General features: G+C 29.1%; 19 protein-coding genes. 16 read left to right on the top strand and 3 right to left on the bottom strand.

Annotated features, from left to right (window positions below):
* From EJJ37_RS17770 to EJJ37_RS17750, 5 genes are all read left to right on the top strand, one after another.
* The coding region (locus EJJ37_RS17770) for an IS3 family transposase (RefSeq protein ID WP_133016825.1) at nucleotides 1-730 on the top strand (730 nt) is incomplete at its 5' end.
* A gap of 477 nt (nucleotides 731-1,207) precedes the next feature.
* Entirely contained in the window at nucleotides 1,208-2,821 is a 1,614-nt protein-coding gene (locus EJJ37_RS17765) for a Na/Pi cotransporter family protein (protein ID WP_133016824.1), read from the top strand.
* A 119-nt stretch (nucleotides 2,822-2,940) separates the two neighbouring features.
* Nucleotides 2,941-3,636, top strand: coding sequence for an N-acetylmuramoyl-L-alanine amidase CwlD (gene cwlD / locus EJJ37_RS17760; protein ID WP_133016823.1), 696 nt, complete (start codon nucleotides 2,941-2,943; stop codon nucleotides 3,634-3,636).
* Between the two features lie 161 nt (nucleotides 3,637-3,797).
* Nucleotides 3,798-4,640, top strand: a complete 843-nt coding sequence (locus tag EJJ37_RS17755) for a fumarate hydratase (protein ID WP_133016822.1) — start codon at nucleotides 3,798-3,800, stop codon at nucleotides 4,638-4,640.
* 12 nt (nucleotides 4,641-4,652) lie between these two features.
* Nucleotides 4,653-5,210 (top strand): Fe-S-containing hydro-lyase, encoded by a 558-nt coding sequence (locus EJJ37_RS17750; RefSeq protein WP_133016821.1) that lies wholly within the window; start codon nucleotides 4,653-4,655, stop codon nucleotides 5,208-5,210.
* Nucleotides 5,211-5,290: 80 nt separating this feature from the next.
* On the opposite strand, the gene EJJ37_RS17745 is transcribed toward EJJ37_RS17750, so the two are convergent.
* Entirely contained in the window at nucleotides 5,291-6,148 is an 858-nt protein-coding gene (locus EJJ37_RS17745; protein ID WP_133016820.1) for a YitT family protein, read from the bottom strand.
* A gap of 318 nt (nucleotides 6,149-6,466) precedes the next feature.
* Between EJJ37_RS17745 and EJJ37_RS17740 the strand changes: the two genes are divergently transcribed.
* From EJJ37_RS17740 to iadA, 6 genes are all read left to right on the top strand, one after another.
* Nucleotides 6,467-8,698, top strand: coding sequence for a ribonucleoside-diphosphate reductase subunit alpha (locus EJJ37_RS17740; protein WP_133016819.1), 2,232 nt, complete (start codon nucleotides 6,467-6,469; stop codon nucleotides 8,696-8,698).
* A 103-nt stretch (nucleotides 8,699-8,801) separates the two neighbouring features.
* Entirely contained in the window at nucleotides 8,802-9,836 is a 1,035-nt protein-coding gene (locus EJJ37_RS17735; RefSeq protein ID WP_133016818.1) for a ribonucleotide-diphosphate reductase subunit beta, read from the top strand.
* A gap of 375 nt (nucleotides 9,837-10,211) precedes the next feature.
* Nucleotides 10,212-11,831 carry a phosphoenolpyruvate--protein phosphotransferase gene (gene ptsP / locus EJJ37_RS17730; protein ID WP_133016817.1) on the top strand — a complete coding sequence of 540 codons (1,620 nt, stop codon included), beginning with the start codon at nucleotides 10,212-10,214 and terminating at the stop codon, nucleotides 11,829-11,831.
* Nucleotides 11,832-12,141: 310 nt separating this feature from the next.
* On the top strand, nucleotides 12,142-12,678 hold the full coding sequence (locus EJJ37_RS17725; protein WP_133016816.1) for a chromate transporter: 537 nt from the start codon (nucleotides 12,142-12,144) through the stop codon (nucleotides 12,676-12,678).
* Nucleotides 12,678-13,202, top strand: a complete 525-nt coding sequence (locus EJJ37_RS17720; RefSeq protein WP_133016815.1) for a chromate transporter — start codon at nucleotides 12,678-12,680, stop codon at nucleotides 13,200-13,202. Before EJJ37_RS17725 ends, EJJ37_RS17720 begins: the two co-directional genes overlap by 1 nt.
* Before the next feature lie 43 nt (nucleotides 13,203-13,245).
* Nucleotides 13,246-14,418, top strand: a complete 1,173-nt coding sequence (gene iadA / locus EJJ37_RS17715; RefSeq protein ID WP_133016814.1) for a beta-aspartyl-peptidase — start codon at nucleotides 13,246-13,248, stop codon at nucleotides 14,416-14,418.
* 54 nt (nucleotides 14,419-14,472) lie between these two features.
* Here the strand turns inward: iadA and EJJ37_RS17710 are convergent, their stop codons facing one another.
* Both EJJ37_RS17710 and EJJ37_RS17705 read right to left on the bottom strand, forming a co-directional pair.
* Entirely contained in the window at nucleotides 14,473-15,051 is a 579-nt protein-coding gene (locus EJJ37_RS17710) for a cell wall hydrolase (protein ID WP_133016813.1), read from the bottom strand.
* Between the two features lie 74 nt (nucleotides 15,052-15,125).
* Complete coding sequence (locus EJJ37_RS17705; RefSeq protein ID WP_133016812.1) at nucleotides 15,126-16,148, bottom strand: hypothetical protein; 1,023 nt, start codon at nucleotides 16,146-16,148, stop codon at nucleotides 15,126-15,128.
* Between the two features lie 251 nt (nucleotides 16,149-16,399).
* Between EJJ37_RS17705 and cdaA the strand changes: the two genes are divergently transcribed.
* The 5 genes from cdaA to buk all read left to right on the top strand — a co-directional run bounded on the left by cdaA (nucleotide 16,400) and on the right by buk (nucleotide 22,445).
* Nucleotides 16,400-17,254: a diadenylate cyclase CdaA gene (gene cdaA / locus EJJ37_RS17700; RefSeq protein ID WP_133016811.1), complete on the top strand. Its 855-nt coding sequence runs from the start codon at nucleotides 16,400-16,402 to the stop codon at nucleotides 17,252-17,254.
* Nucleotides 17,224-18,483, top strand: coding sequence for a CdaR family protein (locus EJJ37_RS17695; RefSeq protein ID WP_133016810.1), 1,260 nt, complete (start codon nucleotides 17,224-17,226; stop codon nucleotides 18,481-18,483). Before cdaA ends, EJJ37_RS17695 begins: the two co-directional genes overlap by 31 nt.
* A 141-nt stretch (nucleotides 18,484-18,624) precedes the next feature.
* A complete protein-coding gene (locus EJJ37_RS17690; protein WP_133016809.1) occupies nucleotides 18,625-20,223 on the top strand; it encodes an NAD(P)/FAD-dependent oxidoreductase in 1,599 nt (532 codons plus the stop codon).
* Nucleotides 20,224-20,447: 224 nt separating this feature from the next.
* A complete protein-coding gene (ptb, locus tag EJJ37_RS17685) occupies nucleotides 20,448-21,356 on the top strand; it encodes a phosphate butyryltransferase (protein ID WP_133016808.1) in 909 nt (302 codons plus the stop codon).
* A gap of 21 nt (nucleotides 21,357-21,377) precedes the next feature.
* Nucleotides 21,378-22,445 (top strand): butyrate kinase, encoded by a 1,068-nt coding sequence (gene buk / locus EJJ37_RS17680; protein ID WP_133016807.1) that lies wholly within the window; start codon nucleotides 21,378-21,380, stop codon nucleotides 22,443-22,445.
* Nucleotides 22,446-22,622: the final 177 nt, after the last annotated feature.

Raw genomic sequence — 22,622 nt, 5'->3', positions numbered from 1 at the left:
TAAGGTTATTCTAGATGAGATTATTAAATTATACTCTGAAGTTAAGGGGATTTATGGCTATCGCCGTATAACGTTAAATATTAATAAAATATTTAACTCAAGCTATAATCATAAACGTATATATAGATTTATGAAATCCGTAAAACTTGCTGCTGTAATTAGGAGAAAAAAGAAAAGATACATTAAGAGTACTCCACAAATTACAGCTGAAAATATATTGAATAGAGAGTTTGTAGCTGATAGTCCAAATGAAAAATGGCTGACAGATGTTACCGAATTTAAATTAACTAATGGAAGTAAAGCCTATTTAAGTGCAATACTAGATATAGGTGATAATAGCATTATTTCTTATGTTCTTGGTAAGTCTAACAATAATAAATTGGTTTTTGATACCTTGGATAAAGCTATTGAGGCTAATCCGACCGCAAGGCCACTATTTCATAGTGATCGCGGATTTCAATATACATCTAAAAAATTTAAGCATAAACTAAATAAAATTAATGCAATACAGAGCATGTCTAGAGTTGGTAGGTGCATTGATAACGGTCCTATGGAGGCTTTCTGGGGTACTTTAAAATCTGAAATGTACTATTTAAGAAAGTTTTCTACCTTTGAAGACCTTGAAGAAGCTATAGACGAATATATTAAATTTTATAACACAAAAAGGTTGCAAAAGAAGCTAAAAGGTATGGCTCCTATCGAATATAGAAGCTACACCTTAGCAGTATAATTTTATATTATTTACCCTGTCTACTTGACAGGGGGCAGTTCAAAAATCTTACTTACTAGCCTTTTTTATTTGAAAATAAACTGATGAAATTTCATTATATATAATGAAGGAATTTTTTATTATATATTATTTATAGCAATTTCTTAACATATATTGAGTGAAATAAATAACTAACATATAACTAACAAATATGGCTTAAAGTAAGTTAATTAGTTATTTCAAATTCTCTAAGAGATAGTTTGGATTTTCAAGCAAAAAAAGACGTATCAAAAGCTTTGGAATATTTATTCCAAAGCTTTTTTTTGTGGAAATTAATCTAAATAAATGTATTTAATTAACATAAAGCATATTTTAAGGAAAAAACATATTAAATCTATGTTAAAAATTGTTCAAATATATTAACAAATGTTAAGTTTTATTGTAAACTTAACGAGGTAAATGTTTTATAAAATATACAAGAGTGAAGGAGAATAAATCTTGGATACGTTGATGACAATAATCAAGTTATTAGGTGGATTAGGACTATTTATCTACGGAATGAAGCTAATGGGTGATGGTCTAGAAAATGCTGCAGGAGAGGGATTAAAGAAGATACTAGAGAAGGTAACTAAAAATCCTGTAATTGCAGTAATTGTAGGTGCAGTAGTTACTATGGTTATTCAAAGTAGTAGCGCTACAACTGTAATGGTAGTTGGATTTGTTAATGCAGGATTAATGAATTTAGCACAAGCAGCTGGAATTATAATGGGGGCTAATATAGGAACAACTATTACAGCACAATTAGTTGCATTTAAATTAGATGAGATAGCGCCAGTTTTTGTTTTTGTTGGTGCTATGATGGTGATGTTTGTAAAAGGTAAGAAGAGAAGAGAAATAGGTAATATAATATTAGGTTTTGGTATTCTATTCGTTGGTATGGGAACGATGAGTGCTGCAATGAAACCATTAACAACATTACCTATGTTCCAAGATATACTTACAACTGTAGGACAACATTGGTACTTAGGAGTAATAGCAGGGGCTTTAATTACAGCAGTATTACAAAGTTCATCAGCTACTACAGGTATATTAGTGGCATTAGCTACTGCAGGAGCATTAAATATTAACCAAGCACTACCAATAATTATGGGTTGTAATATTGGTACTTGTATAACAGCAATGCTTGCAACAGTAGGTACAAATAAAACTGCACACAGAGCAGCAATGTTACATTTAATATTTAATGTTTTTGGTACGATAATATTCTTACCAATAATAATACCAGGTTTCTTAGGTAATTTTGTTTCGTATTTTACAGGTGATGTAAGTAGACAAATAGCTAATGCACATACAATATTTAATGTAGTTAATACATTAATAATGGTACCTTTAATTCCGGTATTATGTAAAATTGTAGAAAAAATAATACCTGGTGAAGATGATGAAAAGGTAGGACCTAAATATATTGATGATAGATTATTAGAAACTCCAGTAATTGCAGCTGGACAAGTAGTGAAAGAAACTATAAGAATGGCTAATAAAGCTAAATTAAGTTTAGAATTAGCTATGGATGCATTTATGAAAAATGATGAAAACTTAGCTGAGAAAGTTTATCAAAATGAAGAAGTAATTAATAATCTTGAAGAATGTATAACTACATATTTAGTTAAGCTTTCTAAATGTGAATTATCAGACAAGGAAAAGAATATAGTAGCATCTACATTCCATGTAGTAACAGACATAGAAAGAATAGGAGATCATGCTGAAAACCTTGCTGATTTAACTATTCAAAAAATAAATAAGAAATTACAATATAGTGAAGATGCTATTAAAGAAATAACTAATATGTATCAAACTACACTAAAAGCATTAGATGTATCAATTGATAGTTATGCTGATAGAGATGTAGTTAAAGCAAATGAGATAACTAATATTGAAGCAGAGATAGATAAGCAACATAAGAGATATAGGGACCTACATATTAAAAGACTACATGAAGGTACTTGTAATGCTTATGCAGGAGCAGTATTCTTAGACTTACTAAGTAATTTAGAGAGAATAGGAGATCATTCTACAAATATAGCTGAAATAGTTGTTGAGAATAATGCATAAAAAGAAGCCCAAAAGGGCTTCTTTTTTTGAACTTTATAAATAGTAACAAATATAATAAGTATAATAAACTTGAAAGTTAAACATAATAAAGGTGATATTAAAATAATGGAGGATATGTCATGAAAAAAGTAATTGTTGCTATTATTACATGTCTACTTATTATTACTTATATAGTACCAGTTAATGCATTTGCTAGTGATAATTCGGATAAAGTCATTTTAATTGATCCTGGGCATGGAGGAATTGACGGTGGAGCTAAATCTAAAACAGGAACTATCGAAAAGGATATAAATTTACAAATTTCATTAAAGTTAAGAGATAATCTTGAAGAAAAGGGATATAAGGTATATATGACAAGAGATGAGGATGAAGGTCTTTATCAAAAGGGTAATACTGTTAGGGAAAAGAAAAGAGAAGATTTAAATAGAAGAGTTGAAATGAAAAAAGAAACAGAATGTGATATATTTGTTTCAATTCATCAAAATATGTTTCCACAAAGTAAATGTTATGGTGCCCAAGTATGGTATGCTTCAAATGATAATAGTTATAATTTAGCTACCATAGTTCAAGATTCAATAAAGGAATCTGTTAAGGATAATAATAAAAGGGTAGCAAAGCCAGCTGCTGAAGCATATTTAATTTTAAGAGATAAATATGAAGGTGCTTCAATATTAGTAGAATGTGGTTTTTTATCAAATCCAGATGAAGAAGCTAGATTAAAAAGTGATGAGCATCAAAATTTAATAGTTGAAGGAATATCAAATGGAATTGATAAGTATTTTGATGGAGATATAAATAAGAATGTAGAATCGTAGTAATTTCCTAGGAAATAGATAGAATATTTATATAGCAATAGAATAATTAAAAGCCGACTTAGGTCGGCTTTTAATTTATAAAGTAATCTATTATCTTATTGTTGTAAAAAATATAATAAGATAATAAACTAAAATTATAAAAGTGAAAAGGGGGATTATAAATGAGAGAAATACATATATCAGAAATTATTAGTACAGTAAGAGATTTATGTATAGAATCAAATTATTATTTATCAAGTGATGTAAAGGAAGCTTTATGTAATGCTAAAGAAAATGAAACATGGCCCTTAGCAGAAAATGTTTTAGATCAAATAATATTAAATTCTAATATTGCTAAAGAAGAGGATATGCCAATATGTCAAGATACAGGTATGGCATGTGTATTTGTGGAAGTTGGACAAGAAGTGCATATAGTTGGTGGATTATTACAAGATGCTATTAACGAAGGGGTTAGGAGAGGATATGAAGAAGGTTTTCTAAGAAAATCAGTAGTTAAGGATCCAATTAATAGAGTTAATACGAGGGATAATACACCTGCTATTATTTATTATGATATAGTACCAGGTGATAAGATTAAGATTACAGTAGCACCAAAAGGATTTGGTTCTGAAAATATGAGTAGGATAAAGATGCTTAAACCTTCTGATGGATTACAAGGAGTAAAAGACTTTATAATTGAAACTGTGAAGTTAGCTGGACCTAATCCATGTCCTCCAATAGTTATTGGGGTTGGAATTGGAGGTACATTTGATAAAGCAGCTTATTTAGCTAAGAAGGCTTTGATTAGACCTTTAAATAAAGGAAATGATGAGAAATTTTATAGTGATTTAGAAGAGGAATTATTAGAAATTATAAATAAATTAGGAATAGGACCACAAGGTTTTGGTGGAAAAACAACTGCCTTAGGGTTAAATATAGAAACATATCCAACTCATATTGCTGGATTGCCTGTTGCAGTTAATATTAACTGTCATGCTACAAGGCATAAGGAAAGAGAAATATAAGGGGGATATGAGATGATTAAAAGTATAAATACGCCTTTAACTAAAGATATTACAACAGGATTAAGAGCTGGAGATAGTATTTTATTAACAGGAACTATATATACAGCTAGAGATGCAGCTCATGGTAGGTTAATTAATCTATTAAATGAGGGAAAAGAGCTTCCTATAAATGTGAAAGATGAAATTATATATTATGTTGGTCCTACTCCAGAAAAAGAAGGACAGGTTATAGGATCAGCAGGACCAACAACTAGCTATAGAATGGATAGCTATGCCCCTAGACTTTTAGACTTAGGACTAAAAGGAATGATAGGTAAAGGAGCTAGAAATGAAGAAGTAATAGATGCAATTAAAAGAAACAAAGCAGTCTATTTTGGCGCAATAGGAGGGGCTGGAGCCTTAATTAGTAAATGTATAACTTCATGTAAAGTAATTGCATATTATGATTTAGGGTCTGAAGCTATAAGAAGATTAGAAGTAAAAGATATGCCTTTAGTTGTTATTATTGATACTGAAGGAAATAATTTATATGAAATAGGAAAAAATGAATATTTGAATAGTAATAAATAAAAAAAAGCGGAGTAATCCGCTTTTTTTATTTAGAACGTTTATATTTTACTGTTTAATTTATATATTATTTATAAAATAACTTAAATACTTTGGAATCCTTTCCCTTTAATTTCAGAAACATCAATTATAGTAATAAATGCTTTAGGATCAATTCTAAGTATTTTATTTTTTAAACTTATCATTTGTGATGTAGTTACTGCAACATATAAAAGTTTCTTTTGATTGTGAGTATATCCACCTTCTGCCATAAGAGATGTGATACCACGATTCATATCTTTAATGACATAAGATATTATATCTTCTTCTTTTTCAGTTAAAATAAGAAGAAGTTTTTTGCTAGTAAAACCACTTAAAACCTTATCTAGTATAGTACTTGTAATAAACATAGATATAAGTGTATATAAAGCTTTAGGTAAACCAAAAATAAAGGCAGCTATAGTTACTATAATTAAGTTAACTGTAAATCCAGCTTTACCTATATCAATATTAGAATATTTCTTTCTTACAACCATAGTGATTATATCTGTTCCTCCAATAGAACCATTTCTGAAGAACACTAAACCATAACCAATTCCACTTAAAACACCACCATATATACAATATAATAATGTATCATCAACTTGAACTAATGAAGATAAAGGCTTAGTTATCATTAGTGCTGTTGAAAAAGAAATCATTCCTATAGCAGTATAGATAGTAAATCTCTTACTAAGAAATTTATAGCTTATAAGAAATAAAGGTATATTAAGTATAAATATAGTAATACCTGATGGAATATTCCATAGATATTGAAGGATAAGACCTATACCTGTTACTCCGCCACCTAGTAATCCAGCATTAGATAAGAATAAGTTTACTCCTAGAGAGGAGATGAAACAGCCAACTATAATTACTACAACATCAACATAAAAACTTTTACTTTTAAATAAATCTTTCATAATATTACCTCTGTATAGACATATCTATAGTTATCATAAAGATTATATATTAAAAAGTAAAATATGTTAAGTGATTTATTAACTTACTTTTTAATAAAACAAAATAATTATTTTATTAGTTATATATGATAATTATTCTTTATAAATAATCATTATACATAGATAAATAAAGAAAAAGATAGCAATTAAATGAAATAGTATTTTTTTTTCGATATTTTGATTTCTACTTTGTTTTACAAGAATAAATAGCAATATTATAATTAACAATATATTGTGTGAGAAATATAAGCATGTACAACATATGGTGGAGGAATGAAAGTGATTAATTTAGATAATATATGCCAAAAAGCAATTGATGGAATAGATGATTTACAAGAGATTTATATAAAAGAAAAACTTATTGAAAGCTGTAAAAATATAATTAGAGAATCCATGGATAGTGAAGGAATTAGAGACTCTGTAATCCAAGCCGCATTAGAGTTAACAACTGAACAAGAGCCTAAATGGCAATATGTTGCATCTAAGTTATATGTACATAGATTGTATGATGAGGTTAGAAGAAATAGAGGAATAAATTTAGAAGTCAAACCTTATAGTAATTTTTATGAATTTATTAGTGAGATGACAGATAAAAATTTATACGGGAAATATATTCTAGAAAGCTATACTCAAGCTGAAATTGAAGAATTAGAAAATGAAATAAAGCCCGAAAGAGATTTTATATTTACTTATAGTGGTATAGACTTACTAACAAAAAGATATTTAATTCAAGATTATAATAGAAAACCTCTTGAGCTTCCACAACAAATGTTTATGGGAATAGCAATGCACTTAGCAATTCCAGAAAAACAAGAAGATAGAGTTATGTGGGCAAAGAGGTTTTATGATGTTTTAAGTTCTCTTAAAGCAACTATGGCTACTCCTACAATGTCAAATGCAAGAAAGCCATTTTATCAATTAAGCTCATGTTTTATTGATACAGTGGAAGACAGTTTAAAAGGAATATATAAATCATTAGATAACTTTGCTGAAGTTTCAAAGTTTGGCGGTGGAATGGGAATTTACATAGGAAAAATAAGAGCAATGGGTTCAGCAATAAGAGGATTTAAAGGTGCTTCAGGAGGAGTTATTCCTTGGATAAAGCTATTTAATGATACAGCAGTTGCTGTTGACCAGTTAGGTGTTAGAAATGGATCAGTTGCTATATGGTTAGATGCATGGCATAAAGAGTTACCTGAATTTTTACAATTAAGAACTAACAATGGTGATGATAGAAAGAAAGCCCATGATATATTCCCAGGTCTTTGTTATCCAGATTTATTCTGGAGATTAGCAGAAGAGGATATAGATGCAAATTGGTATATGATGTGTCCGCATGAAATAAAGTCTATTAAGGGATATTCATTAGAAGATTTTTATGGTGAAGAGTGGGAAAAAAGATATTACGATTGTGTTAATGATGAAAGAATAGATAAAAGAATTATGTCTGTTAAAGATATAGTTAGATTAATAATAAAGAGTGCAGCTGAAACAGGTACTCCATTTGCTTTTTATAGAGATACGGTAAATAAAATGAATCCTAATAAACATAAAGGAATGATATACTCTTCAAATCTTTGTACTGAAATAATGCAAAATATGAGCCCAATGGATATTCAAGAAACAACTATGTATGATGAAAATGGAGATACTATTATCGTAGAAAAGACTAAAGCTGGAGATTTTGTGGTTTGTAATTTATCATCTGTTGTTTTAGGAAATGTAGATGTAAATAGTGATGAAGAGATAGAGTATGTAGTTGAAACTCAAATAAGAGCTATGGATAATGTTATAGATTTAAATTATTATTCTGTACCTTTTGCTGAAGTCACTAATAAAAAATATAGAGCAATTGGTCTTGGAACTAGTGGATATCATCATATGCTTGCAAATAATAAAATTCATTGGAATGATGAAAAACATTTAGAATTTACAGATAAGGTTTATGAAAAAATTAATTATTATGCAATTAAAGCAAGTATGAATATTGCAAAAGAAAAAGGAGAATATTCATGCTTTAGAGGTTCAGATTGGGATAATGGTGATTACTTTAAGTTAAGAGATTATAATTCAGAAGAGTGGATTAAATTACAAAAAGATATTAAAGAATATGGTTTAAGAAATGGATACCTGTTTGCAGTTGCACCTAATGGCTCTACAGCAACAATAGCGGGAACATCAGAAGGTGTAGATCCAGTTATGGCAAGATTCTGGTTAGAAGAAAAAAAGGGAAGTATAGTTCCTAAAACAGCACCTAATTTAAGTTGGGAAAATTTCTGGTTCTATAATTCTGCATATAATACAGATCAAACTCTTTCTTTAAAGATAAATGGAGTAAGACAAAGACATATAGATCAAGGACAGTCATTTAATTTATATATAACAACAGATTTTACTATGAGACAAATAATGAACTTATATATAACTGCATATAAATGTGGGGTTAAATCAATTTATTATGTTAGATCAAAATCTTTAGAAGTAGAAGAGTGTGAAAGTTGTTCTGCATAAATTGAAGTTCCTTAGAGGATGAATATAAAATAATTAAAAAATAGTTTAAGTATTTTAATGGACCTCTTAGGTATAGTCAAATTTGAATAGTGGGAGAATAATAATGAATGTAAATAAAAAGCCTTTATTTAATGAAAATGGAGATATAGAAGTTAGTAAGAAGAGAATGATAAATGGTAATACTACTAACTTAAATGACTTTAATAATATGAAATATGGTTGGGTTGCTGATTGGTATAGGCAGGCCATGAATAACTTCTGGATTCCAGAAGAAATAAATTTATCACAAGACTTAAAAGATTATAATAAGCTTAATGAGTATGAGAGAACGGCATATGATAAGATTTTATCTTTTTTAATATTTTTAGATTCAATACAAACAGCTAATTTAAGTAATATAAATAGCTATATAACAGCAAGTGAAGTTAATTTATGTTTAACTATTCAAGCTTTCCAAGAAGCCGTGCATTCACAAAGTTATAGTTACATGCTTGATACTATATGTTCACCAGAAAAAAGAAATGAAATCTTATATCAATGGAAGGATGATAAAATCCTTTTAGAAAGAAATAAGTTTATTGGTGAACAATATAATAAATTTTTAGAAAATCCAAGCAAAGAAAATCTTATAAAAACAATTATGGCAAACTTTATATTAGAGGGAATTTATTTTTACTCAGGTTTTATGTTTTTCTATAATCTTGAGAGAAATGGAAAGATGCCAGGATCAGCTCAAGAAATACGTTATATAAATAGAGATGAAAATACACATCTTTGGTTATTTAGAAACTTAATTAGAGAGCTTCAAAAGGAAGAGGCAGATGTATTTACTGATGAATTAGTTAATGAATTAAGACTTATGATGAAAACTGGAGTTGAACATGAAATCAACTGGGGAAATTATGTTATAGGAGAAAATATTCAAGGAATTAATAAGAATTTAATTGAGTCATATATTAAATTCTTAGGAAATAAAAGACTAAAGGAAATAGGATTAGAACCATTATTTGAAGGATATGATAAAAACCCAGCTGCATGGGTAGATTCCTTAGCTAATGCTAACTCTGTTAAAACAGACTTCTTTGAAGCTAAGTCAACAGCATATGCAAAAGCCAGTGTCTTAGTTGATGATTTATAAATGAAAGCCCAAATTTTATATTTGGTTGCTTGAATTTACTCGGCGACTGAAAGGAGTCGAGTTTCCTTTAAAAAACTCAAATTTTATATTTGGGTGTTTACTTTTAAAATTTATATTTTTATGAGAAAGTTTCCACAAAAATATAAATTTTAAAAATTTTAATGATAACGTTCTTAAAAATGTGTTATAATATTTTTTGTTCGTATAAAATTTCTATAAGATAGATTAAAACAATAAAAAATCTATCCATAAATATTTATGTAATGTTTATATTTTATCACGAAGTTTACATAATATTGTAGAAGTGTGATGTAATGTATAAATAATATTAATAACAGTACTAAATTTATGCTTAAGTGTAGGAGGAGAATTGAAATGAAAAAAGGTATCGCTGCATCAAAAGGTTATGCAATAGGTAAAGTATTCATTCAAGAACATGAAGAAATAGTTATAACTGACGCAAAAGTTAGTGACGTAGCTGCAGAAAAAGAAAAATTATCACTTGCTTTAGAAGCATCAAAAGAACAATTAACAGCAATTAAAGAAAAAACTTTAGCTGAAATTGGTGAGCATGAAGCTGCTGTTTTCGAAGCTCATTTAACTTTATTAGATGACCCAGAATTTACAGGTCAAATGGAAATGACAGTTGAAAGCGAAAGCTTAAATGCTATGAAAGCTGTTCAAAATGTAACAGATACATTCGTTATGATATTTGAATCAATGGATGATGCATATATGAGAGAAAGAGCTGCTGACATAAAAGACGTTTCTAAAAGAATCATCTCTAACTTAGCAGGAAAAGGTGGAAGTGCATTTGCTATAACTGAAACAAATACAGTTGTTGTTGCTTATGATTTAACTCCATCAGATACAGCTCAATTAGATAGAAGTAAGGTTGTTGGTTTCTTAACTGATATCGGAGGAAGAACTTCTCACTCAGCTATTATGGCTAGAACATTAGAAATTCCAGCTGTTGTTGGTTTAGGAGACATAACTAAATCAGTTAAAAATGGTGATTCAATAATCGTTGATGGTATTGAAGGATTTGCAATAATCAACCCATCAGAAGAGGTTATTGCTGAATATCAAGCTAAGAAAGAAAAGTTTGCAGCAGAACAAGAAGAATTAAAGAAACTTATCGAAGTTAAAACTGTAACTAAATCAGGTAAGAGAGTTGAAGTTTGCGGTAACATCGGTAAGCCAGAAGATATAGATCAAGTTTTAGCTAACGGTGGAGACGGTGTAGGTTTATTCAGAACTGAATTCTTATACATGGATAGAGACCAAGCTCCAACTGAAGAAGAACAATTCACAGCTTACAAAACTGTTTTAGAAAAAGCTAACGGTAAGCAAGTTGTTATCAGAACGTTAGATATCGGTGGAGATAAGGTATTACCTTACTTACCATTACCAGAAGAAATGAATCCATTCTTAGGCTACAGAGCTATAAGATTATGTTTAGATAGAAAAGATATATTCAAGGTTCAAATCAGAGCGTTATTAAGAGCTTCTGTATATGGAAACCTATGCGTTATGTTCCCAATGATTTCTGGATTAGAAGAGTTCCAAGCTGCTAAAGAATTCGTTGAAGAATGTAGAGCTGAATTACATGCTGAAGGAATTAAGACTTCAGACACAACTCAATGGGGTATCATGGTTGAAATTCCAGCTGCAGCAGTTATGGCTGATGAATTAGCTAAGTATGTTGACTTCTTCTCAATCGGAACTAACGACTTAATCCAATACACATTAGCTGCTGATAGAATGAGCGAAAAAGTATCATACCTTTATAATCCAATGCACCCAGCTGTATTAAGATTAATAAAGATGACTATAGATGGAGCTCACAAGCATGGTAAGTGGGTTGGAATGTGTGGAGAAATGGCAGGAGATGAAGCTGCTATCCCTACATTAGTTGAATATGGATTAGATGAGTTCTCAATGAGCGCTACATCAATCTTATCTGCTAAGAAGATAATATTAGAACAAGAATAATATAAAAAGAGAATTGCATTTGCAATTCTCTTTTTTGTATTAACATAGTTATTTTACAGTGAAGCAATTAAAAATTTTATTTGGATTGACCATAAATATGATCAAATAACTCTAAGGATTTTTTAGTCATTAAAGCAATTTGAGCTTTTAGTTCATCATAAGTTACTTTATCTCGTTTAGATAATTCACTGCTAATTACACATAATATTTCCCAATAATTATATAATTTGTTATATTAGTAGTAATACCTTAAAAGTATATTTTAAAAAGCAATACATTTTAATGTAGATGAAAGTGAAGAGGTGATTACATGAAAAAGTTAATAGAATTATTTATATCTATATTTAAGATTGGAGCTTTCACTTTTGGTGGTGGATATGCAATGATTCCATTAATTGAAGAAGAGGTAGTTAATAATAAAGGTTGGTTAAGTAAAGAAGAATTTGTTGATATTTTAATAGTTGCACAAAGTTTACCGGGAGCTTTAGCAGTAAATACATCTATATTTTTAGGTTATAAAATAAGTGGGATACTTGGAGCAATAACTGCATTAATGGCAGTTATACTACCATCATTTTTTATAATATTAATAATAGCTATATTTTTTATGCAGTTTAGAAATAATTATTATATTAATGCAGCATTTCAAGGAATAACTGCAGCAGTTCCAATGCTTGTATTAGTAGGTGCAATTAGCTTATTAAAGGGCTTATCAAAGAATCTTAGAACAATATTAACAATAATTATAGCATTAATAGCGTTAATGTTTTTTAATATTCATCCGGTATTAGTAGTAGTAATATCAGGGGTATATGGAGCTATATTCTTAAGGGAAAAGGTGAGTTAATGGAACTATTAATTAGATTATTTATAGCATTTTTAAAAATTGGAACTTTTAGTTTTGGTGGGGGATATGCAATGCTACCATTTATACAAAAGGAAATAGTAGAAAGTAATACTTGGATATCAATGTCTGAGTTTACAGATATAATAGGTATATCACAGATGACACCAGGGCCAGTAGCTATAAATTCAGCAACATTTGTTGGATATAAAGTAGGTGGAATAATAGGAAGTATAATAGCTACTTTAGGAGTAATTACAACATCTTTTATATTAATAACAATAATAAATAAGTTATTAAGTAAGTTTAAAGAGTCAAAAGTTGTTAAAGCAGCTTTATTAGGAATGAGACCTGTTCTTATTGCACTTATAATATATGCATTTATAGATTTAGCAAAAGAAGCATATGTAGATTTAAAAAGTATAATAATAACTTTGATAATTGGAGTTATATTATTGTCAAAAAAAGTTCACCCTATATTAGTAATAGTTATAGCAGCCATATTGGGAGTATTTTTTTATGCGTAGACCTTAAAAATAATATAATTAGGCTATTTGAAGGAGGCTAAAAATGATTACTGTTATTAAAAATGTAAATGTATATGCACCAGAAAGGTTAGGAAAGAAAGATATTGTTATTGTAGGTGATAAGATTGAAGGAATATATGATAATGTAAATATACCTAATGATTTTATAGAGATAAAAGTAATAGATGGAAAAGATAAAATATTATTTCCAGGATTTTTAGATAGTCATGTGCATATTATTGGTGGAGGAGGAGAAGGTGGATTTAGAACTAGAACTCCAGAAATATCAGTTATTTCATTAGTTGAGGCAGGTATTACTACAGTTGTAGGATGTATAGGAACTGATGGAGTATGTAGAAGCATGAGGTCACTTATTGCAAAAGCAAAGGGATTAGAGGAAGAAGGAATAACATCTTATTGTTATACAGGTTCCTATGAGATACCGGTAAAGACAATTACAGAAAGTATAAAAGGTGATTTTATGATGGTGGATAAGGTTATTGGTGTTGGAGAGATAGCATTGTCAGATCATAGAAGTTCACAGGCATCATATCAAGAGTTTGTTAACACTGTAGCACAAGCCAGAGTAGGTGGATTATTATCAGGAAAAGCCGGAATAGTTAATGTTCATTTAGGAGATGGTGCTAGAAGATTAGAATATTTATTTAAACTTATAGAAGAAACTGAAATTCCACCAACACAATTACTGCCTACACATATTAATAGAAGTGATAAATTATTTGAAGTTGGTCTTGAATATGCTAAAAAGGGTGGATTTATAGATTTAACAACAAGTTCAGATCCTAAATTTTTAGAACCAGGAGAGTTAAGAGCTGGGGAAGGATTAGCCCTTTTATTAAAAAATGGTGTAGACATTAAACATATAACATTTTCATCTGATGGAAATGGAAGTATGCCAGTGTTTGATAGTAATGGAAAATTAATTGGACTTGGAATATGTTCTGTTAAAACTCTTTATAGAGAGGTAAAAGATAGCATACAAGAGCATAATGTACCTATAGAAGAGGCCATAAAAGTAATTACGTCCAATGTTGCAGAATTTCTTAAGTTACATAATAAAGGGAAAATAGAAGCAGGAAGAGATGCAGATTTTGTTATTGTAAGTAAAGAGAATTTAGATATCGATATGGTAATTGCCAAAGGGAAAGTTGTTGTTGAAGGCGGAAAAGCAGTTATAAAACCAACTTTTCAATAAAAAATATGAATAAAAATTTAAGGGCTACCTAAAGGGGTAGCCCTTAAATTTTTATTATAATGTAAAAAATAAATGTTGTCCTATAGATACTATATTATGTTTTTCAACACCTTGCATCCAAGTACAAGTAGCTATATCTGGATTGTAGAAAAATACAGCATCTCCTGTAGGATCATTACCGCTTAATGCATCATACACAGCATCAAAGCATTCTTGAGTTGGTTGAACATCAATACTACCATCAACTATACAAGAAAAAGCTTTTGGTTGAAATATAACACCTTGTATAGTATCAGGAAACCCATTATTAAGAGCCCTATTTAATATAACTGATGCAACAGCAACTTTTCCCTCATAGGGTTCACCCTTACTTTCAGCATATACAACTTGAGACATTAAATAAATATCTGATTGTGTTAAATAAAGCATTTGATTGTTATCTTTAAAAACTTCTACATATTCTTCATCAGATAAATTTATATAGTTATTTCCGTTATTTTCTAAATTTAATAAATTATTTTCTATTCTTGTACTTGCGCTTACCTTAGTAGTAGATAAATTTGATAAGCTTAAGTCAAGTGCTGAAAGAGATAGGGTTAGAATAATACAAAATAAGAATTTTCCAAGTTTCATAAAAAAACCTCCTTTTGGAATAACCCAATCGAGATATATTTTACCCAGAAAATTTAAAATAATACAAAACATTATCAGAAAGAGTTTAATAATGATTCGAAGGAAGTTTTTACATCATCATATTTAGAGTAGGCATTATCGTAGTTTTTATCTATAGTTTCTTTATTTTCCTCATAACTAGGTGAAGATTTCTCATATATAACAGCAACTTTTAAAGAATTTAAGTAAGTTGAATATAAAGTAAAAGTATTATTTAAGCTATTATAATAAGACATACAACCTTCTGGTATTGAAGAGTAATTAAAATCTTTCTTTATAGTTTCAAGTGTGTTTTCTTTTTCTTTAATATCATTAAGAATTACATCTAAAGATCTATTTTCTTTTCTTATTAAATTTATAGCAGGTTCTAAATCATCTAATATTTCATAAAATTCGTTGCTACATTTAGTCAATTTTTCAATATATGAATTGTATTGAGTTGTTTTAATTGATTCTTCTTTATTTAATTTTTCCAAAGTATTTAAGTAGCCAATTAGATTATCTAAAAAGGTTTCACTTTCTTCTGGGAAGGTTAAATAAAAGCCATAAGGAGATAAATCATCATAACTTTTTTCACAGCTTTCTTTTAGAATTAGTATTTCAGAAGTAATTTCAGATGTAGATAAATTGCTAGTATAAGATAGAACATCAATGCAGTAACTGTATAAGTTTTCTGTGCTTTCGATACATGAAATTAGTTTTGGAATTATGTTAGGCGTATTATTATTTGCTATTACTACGGCTGATACCTTTTCTTTTAATTCCTTTAATTGTTTCAAATTATCATTTAATATGCTAGATGCTGATTTACTATTTATAGTTACACCATTAATACATTTTTTTAATGATAAATTTATTTCTGATAATTCAGTAATGTAAGGTTCGAAATTTTTTAAGGCGGTATCTTCAATAACAATATCATTATTATCAGCAGTATAAGAAATAGAATTATTGCGTTTATGTAATAATAACATCATAGATGAAGTTATTATTGCACAAATTAATAGTGTTATAACAAAGATTTTATTTTCAGAAAATGATTTTTTTATGTTTTCCATATATATCACATCCTTTAAGTTAACTTACAATATTAAATATTATGAAAAAAACTTTTTCTATAATTTATATTATTATGAAAAATAAAATATACTTAAATAAGTTTAATTTTGTTATTGAAAATAAAAAAAAAAGAAAAATCTAAAATTAAAAAATATAAAAGAATTTAAAAGAATAAAAATACAGTTATAATATTTTAACAATTATGAGAATGGTGTATAATTTAATTAGAAAATGTATGGTGGTGGATTAAATGCAAAATTTTATTTCAATGATAATGAATTCACTAAAGAGCATGTCACTTACCGCTATTATTGATATTTTAGTAGTAGCATTTATATTTTATAAGGGATATATGCTTATTAAAGAAACAAGAGCAGAACAGCTATTAAAAGGAATAGCATTTATAATAATATTAATTCCAATTAGTTCTATATTAAATTTAAGTATGCTATATTTTATATTAAGCAAAACTTTAACTATTGGAATAATATCTGTTGTTATAATATTTCAACCAGAGATAAGAAGAGCATTAGAGCACTTGGGTAGAAGTGCTTTTGAAGATAAACATGGTTTTGAAGATAGGGAACAGAGGAATATTTATGTTAGTGAAATTGTAAATGCAGTATCTAATTTAGCAGAGACAAAAACTGGTGCACTAATTGCAATTGAGCAGGGAACAGGACTTGGAGAAATAATATCTTCAGGAACTATATTAGAGGCAAAAATAACTTCAAATTTGTTAGAAAATATATTTGTTGTAAATACACCACTTCATGATGGGGCAACAATAATAGGAAGAGATAAAATATTAGCATCAGGATGTGTTTTACCTTTAACTAATAATAAAGAAATTAATAAAAAATTAGGAACTAGACATAGGGCAGCAATAGGATTATCTGAAATATCAGATGCACTTGTTATTATAGTATCTGAAGAAACAGGAATTATTTCTTTAGCTATAAATGGACGTTTAACTAGAAATTATGATAAAGATAGATTAAGAACAATCTTACTTAAAATAATGGAGCATAGAGAAGAAAAGAATGTTAAAACTGCTGGCAAGAAGGTGAAAACGTGGATAACTGGAAAAATAAACAGAAAATAATTGTTCAATTAGTATGTCTTTTACTATCGCTAGGATTATGGATTTATGTAACTAACATAGAAAATCCTATAAAATCTTATGAATTAAGTAGAGTGCCAGTAGAAATTAAAAATGCTGATAGTTTAAAAGATGCAGGCTTGGCATTAGTCCCTAATCAACAGTTTTATGTAAATCTAAAAATAGAAGGTAGTAGTCAGGATCTATTTAGCATAGATAAGAGTGATTTTACTATAAGTGTGGATTTAAATGAATTTGTACTTAAAAATGGAGAAAATAAGATTGCAGTAAATATAGAGAATGCCCCAAGTACAGTTAAAATAAAAAATAGCAATGGTTTAACCATAACAATAAATACTGAGGCATATTCTACAAAAGAGGTTCCAGTAAAATCTAAAATTGATGTTATTTCTAAATCAAGTTATTATGTAGCAACTCCTGTATTTAGTCCAGAAACTATAATAGTATCTGGTCCAGAATCTTTAGTAAATAAGGTAACAAAAGTTGTTGCAGAAGGTCAAGAAAGTAATGCTGTAAAGACTATTGTTAAAGATTATATAGTTATACCTGTAGATGAAAATGATAAAGAAGTAACAGGGGTTCAATTATCTCAAAAGTGGGCAGAGGCTACTATAGAGATAAATGAAGGTAAGACAGTTCCTATTAAGATAAACACTACAGGAGCATTAGCAAGTGGTTTAAGATTAAAGTCAATAAGTTCAGCTATAACAGAGATAGGAATAACGGGGCCTGAATCTATATTAAATTCAATTAGTGAAATTGGAACAGAAACTATAAATCTTTCAGAAATAAAAGATAGTACTAATATTGATGTTGCATTAGGAATACCAGATGGAATATTAATTCATAATGGTGAAAGCTCTATAACAGTAAGTATAGTTGTAGAAAAAGTACAAACAAGAGAATTTACTATTGACTATTCAATGATAGGGAAACAAGATGGTATAAATATTGTTCCTGATAATAATAAAGTTACAATAACAGTTTCAGGTTTTGAGGATATTTTAAATAGTCTTACTGAAGCAAACTTTACTGCAGAATTAGATGTATCTGAATATACTGAAGATGGTGAATTTTCTAAAGCACCAACTGTAAATTTAGTTGGCGTAGATAATGTAAATATAGATTCTATAAGTGAAATAAAACTTACAGTAACAAAAGATGTAACTACAAGTGGAGATGAAGTACAAGAAGAAGTATCGCAACAATAGTTAAAAATAAAGTTGGCTTATGCTAACTTTATTTTTTTCTTTTTATACTTAAGTTAAAACATGAATAACCTTAACTATTAACTATGTTAATCTTGTGATACAATATTAAAAACTAGAAATAATATTATTAAGGGTGATTATATGACTATAAGAATTAACAACCTAAGTCTTGGGTTAGATGATGATATAAAATTATTAAAAAAGAAAGCAAGTAAGAAACTTAGAATTTCTGTAGAGGAAATTAAAAACTTTAAAATAGTTAGAGAAAGTATAGATGCGAGAAATAAGGATAATATTAAACTTACATATGCAATCGAAATTGAACATAAAGATGAAGAAAAATTAGTAAATAGAGTTCATGATAATGATGTGAGAATAGATAACTCAAAATATGAGCCAGATGTTGAGCCAGGTAATGAACTATTAAATCATAGACCAGTAGTTGTAGGATTAGGACCAGCAGGATTATTTGCTGCACTAATGTTAGCACAAAAAGGCTACAAACCATTAGTTATAGAACGTGGAGAAGATGTTGATAAAAGAACGGAGACTGTGGATAAGTTTTGGAAAACAGGAGAGTTGAATTTAGAATCTAATGTGCAATTTGGAGAAGGAGGAGCAGGATCATTTTCAGATGGTAAGCTAACTACTAGAATTAAGGATAAAAAATGTGATTATGTTTTAGCAGAGTTGGTTAAAGCAGGTGCTCCAGAAGAAATTAGATATGAAGCAAAGCCACATGTAGGAACTGATATATTAAAAGATGTAGTTAAAAACATAAGAAAGCAAATTATTGCTTTAGGAGGAGAGGTTCGTTTCTCTTCTAAGCTTGAATACATAAAAAGTAATGATGGAAAAGTAAAGAGTATAATAGTAAATGGTGATGAAATACCATGTGAAGCACTTGTTTTAGCTTTAGGACATAGTTCAAGAGATACATATGAAATGTTAAATAGTATTGGAATATTCATGGAACCAAAAGCTTTTGCTATTGGAGTTAGAATTGAACATCCACAAGAGATGATAAATGTAGGTCAATATGGTAAGATGGCTAGCCATCCAAGATTACAAGCAGCTAGTTATAACTTAACATATCAAAGTAGGACTTTAGGAAGAGGTGTATATTCTTTCTGTATGTGTCCAGGCGGAGTTGTTGTTGCTGCGGCATCTGAAGATAAAAGATTAGTTTCTAATGGAATGAGTTATCATGCAAGAAATGAGGAAAATTCGAATTCAGCTTTAGTTGTAACTGTTGGTCCAGAAGATTTTGAAGGAACTTCAGTTTTAAGAGGAATGGAATTCCAAAGACATTATGAATCTTTAGCATATAAAGTTGGTAGAGGAAACTATAAAGCTCCAGTTCAGTTATTAGGTGATTTTGTTAATGATAGAAAATCAACTAAATTAGGAGCAGTAACACCAAGTTATAAACCGGGATTTGAATTTGCGGATATGAGGGAATGCTTACCTTCATATGTAGTAGAAGGAATAAAAGAGGGAGTTAATAATTTTGATAGAAAAATTAAAGGGTATGGAAGAGAAGATGCTGTCTTAACAGGAATAGAAACAAGAACTTCAGCTCCAGTTAAAATAACGAGAAATGAGAGATTAGAGAGTATATCATTAAGTGGTTTATATCCATGCGGAGAAGGTGCCGGTTTTGCAGGTGGAATTGTATCAGCGGCAGTTGATGGAATTAAAGTTGCAGAAAGAATTATAGAAAAATATAAACAAATATAATAAATATATTTAAACGAAAATCAGTAGTTATAAAAAATTATTGGTTTTCTTTATTTTTATTTTATAGAAATAGTTAAAAAATTAACGTAAATTTTCTGAAAATTTAGGTTTTTATTAAAAACTTTGATAAAATAGTTTATAGGTAAATATTTCTTTATATAAAAATATATTGAAATATTTAATTAATATGGTTATTAAAAGGGTTATAATAGGAGAGGTGTAGTATGAGTAAAAATTTTGATGATTTACTTTCAAAGTTAAAGGTAGCAGAAAAAAAGACTTTGGCTGTAGCAGTGGCACAAGATGAGCCTGTTTTAGAGGCAGTTAAAGCAGCAAAGGATAAAGGTATAGCAGATGCTATCCTAGTGGGGGATAAAGCAAAAATTGAAGAAGTAGCCACAAAAATTGACATGGATTTAACAGAGTTTGAAATAATTCATGAAGAAGATGTTAAAAAGGCAGCACTAAAAGCAATAGAATTAGTTTCTAGTGGTGCAGCAGATATGGTTATGAAAGGTTTAGTAGATACAGCTACATTTTTAAGAAGTGTATTAAATAAGGAAGTTGGACTTAGAACAGGAAAGTTAATGTCCCATGTATCTGTATTCGAAATTGAAGGAATAGATAGATTAATATTATTAACAGATGCAGCTTTTAATACTTATCCAGATTTAAAACAAAAAGTTCAAATAATAAATAACTCTGTAATGGTTGCAAAAGCTTGTGGAATAGAAAATCCAAAAGTTGCACCAATTTGTGCTGTTGAGGTAGTAAATCCAGATATGCCAGCAACAGTAGATGCAGCATTATTATCTAAAATGAGTGATAGAGGTCAAATTAAAGGGTGTATAGTTGATGGACCTTTAGCTTTAGATAATGCAATATCAGAAGAAGCAGCACATCATAAAGGTGTTACTGGTCCTGTAGCAGGTAAAGCTGATATATTATTACTTCCTAATATAGATGTTGCAAATGTTATGTATAAATCATTAACTTATACAGCACCAACAAAGAATGGTGGTATATTAGTTGGAACATCAGCTCCAGTTATTTTAACATCAAGAGCAGATAGTTTCGAAACAAAGGTAAATTCTATTGCATTAGCAGCATTAGTTTCAGAGGGTAAAAAATAATACTAGGGGGTATTGAGAGTTATGGCATATAAATTATTAATAATTAATCCAGGATCAACATCTACTAAAATAGGTGTTTATTCAGATGAAAAAGAAGTTTTAGTTGAAACATTAAGACATTCATCTGATGAAATAGCGAAATATGATAGTATTTTTGAGCAAAAGAATTTTAGAAAAGATGTTATAATGAATATTTTGAAGAAAAATAATATTGATGTAAGCTCATTAGATGCAATAGTTGGAAGAGGTGGAATGCTTAGACCTATTCCTGGAGGAACTTATGAAGTTACTGATAAATTATTAGAAGATTTAAAAATTGGAGTATCAGGTCAACACGCATCTAATTTAGGTGGAATATTAGCAAATGAGATTGCAAAGGAAGTTGGAATAAGATCATTTATAGTTGATCCAGTTGTTGTAGATGAGTTACAAGATGTAGCTAGAATTTCAGGTATGCCTGAACTTCCAAGAAGGAGTATTTTCCATGCATTAAATCAAAAAGCAGTTGCTAAGAGATATGCAAAGGAATGCGGAAAAAGATATGAGGATTTAAATCTTGTTGTAGTTCATATGGGTGGAGGTGTATCTGTTGCTGCTCATAGAGATGGATTAGTTATTGATGTAAATAATACTTTAGATGGAGATGGACCATTTTCACCAGAAAGATCAGGATCAGTTCCTGTTGGAGACTTAGTTAAGTTATGTTTTAGTGGAAAGTATACTGAATCAGAAATATATAGCAAAATAGTTGGTAAGGGTGGTTATGTTGCATACCTTAACACTAATGATGCTAGAGATGTTTTAAAGGCTAAAGAAGAAGGTGATGAATATGCTTCATTAATCTTTGAGGCATTTATTTATCAAATATGTAAGGCTATAGGAGAAATGTCTACTGTTCTTAATGGAAAAGTAAGTCAAATAATTTTAACTGGTGGAATAGCTTATTCACCTGTAGTTGTTAATGCAATTAAGGAAAGAGTTCAATGGATTAGCGATATAACTGTTTATCCAGGAGAGGATGAATTATTAGCATTAGCTCAAGGAGCGCTTAGAGTGCTTAATGGAGAAGAAGAAGGTAAAGTATATTAAAAATAAAATAAAATTTGAAATTTTTAAGTGCGCTTTTGCGCACTTTTTTATTGTATAAATGAATACTACCTGCTGTGCAGGTATGTTCAGAGTAGCTTAAGCGGTGAGTATATAAAAAAACTCCTTTTGTCAATAATTAAAAAAGGTTCGCAGCCAAATTTAATAGACAAAAGGAGG

Source organism: Clostridium cuniculi (genome assembly GCF_004353185.1).
Lineage (GTDB): Bacteria > Bacillota > Clostridia > Clostridiales > Clostridiaceae > Clostridium > Clostridium cuniculi.
The sequence above is the reverse complement of the archived record's forward strand: the minus strand, read 5'-3'. Positions and strand labels throughout refer to the sequence as shown.

Excerpts from the sequence above, each read along its gene's own strand:
- EJJ37_RS17705 (WP_133016812.1), bottom strand. The coding sequence starts at position 16,148 with ATGGAAAACATAAAAAAATCATTTTCTGAAAATAAAATCTTTGTTATA.
- EJJ37_RS17710 (WP_133016813.1), bottom strand. The coding sequence starts at position 15,051 with ATGAAACTTGGAAAATTCTTATTTTGTATTATTCTAACCCTATCTCTT.
- EJJ37_RS17690 (WP_133016809.1), top strand. The coding sequence starts at position 18,625 with ATGACTATAAGAATTAACAACCTAAGTCTTGGGTTAGATGATGATATA.
- cdaA (WP_133016811.1), top strand. The coding sequence starts at position 16,400 with ATGCAAAATTTTATTTCAATGATAATGAATTCACTAAAGAGCATGTCA.
- ptb (WP_133016808.1), top strand. The coding sequence starts at position 20,448 with ATGAGTAAAAATTTTGATGATTTACTTTCAAAGTTAAAGGTAGCAGAA.
- EJJ37_RS17735 (WP_133016818.1), top strand. The coding sequence starts at position 8,802 with ATGAATGTAAATAAAAAGCCTTTATTTAATGAAAATGGAGATATAGAA.
- EJJ37_RS17755 (WP_133016822.1), top strand. The coding sequence starts at position 3,798 with ATGAGAGAAATACATATATCAGAAATTATTAGTACAGTAAGAGATTTA.
- ptsP (WP_133016817.1), top strand. The coding sequence starts at position 10,212 with ATGAAAAAAGGTATCGCTGCATCAAAAGGTTATGCAATAGGTAAAGTA.
- EJJ37_RS17750 (WP_133016821.1), top strand. The coding sequence starts at position 4,653 with ATGATTAAAAGTATAAATACGCCTTTAACTAAAGATATTACAACAGGA.
- iadA (WP_133016814.1), top strand. The coding sequence starts at position 13,246 with ATGATTACTGTTATTAAAAATGTAAATGTATATGCACCAGAAAGGTTA.
- EJJ37_RS17745 (WP_133016820.1), bottom strand. The coding sequence starts at position 6,148 with ATGAAAGATTTATTTAAAAGTAAAAGTTTTTATGTTGATGTTGTAGTA.
- EJJ37_RS17720 (WP_133016815.1), top strand. The coding sequence starts at position 12,678 with ATGGAACTATTAATTAGATTATTTATAGCATTTTTAAAAATTGGAACT.
- buk (WP_133016807.1), top strand. The coding sequence starts at position 21,378 with ATGGCATATAAATTATTAATAATTAATCCAGGATCAACATCTACTAAA.
- EJJ37_RS17725 (WP_133016816.1), top strand. The coding sequence starts at position 12,142 with ATGAAAAAGTTAATAGAATTATTTATATCTATATTTAAGATTGGAGCT.
- cwlD (WP_133016823.1), top strand. The coding sequence starts at position 2,941 with ATGAAAAAAGTAATTGTTGCTATTATTACATGTCTACTTATTATTACT.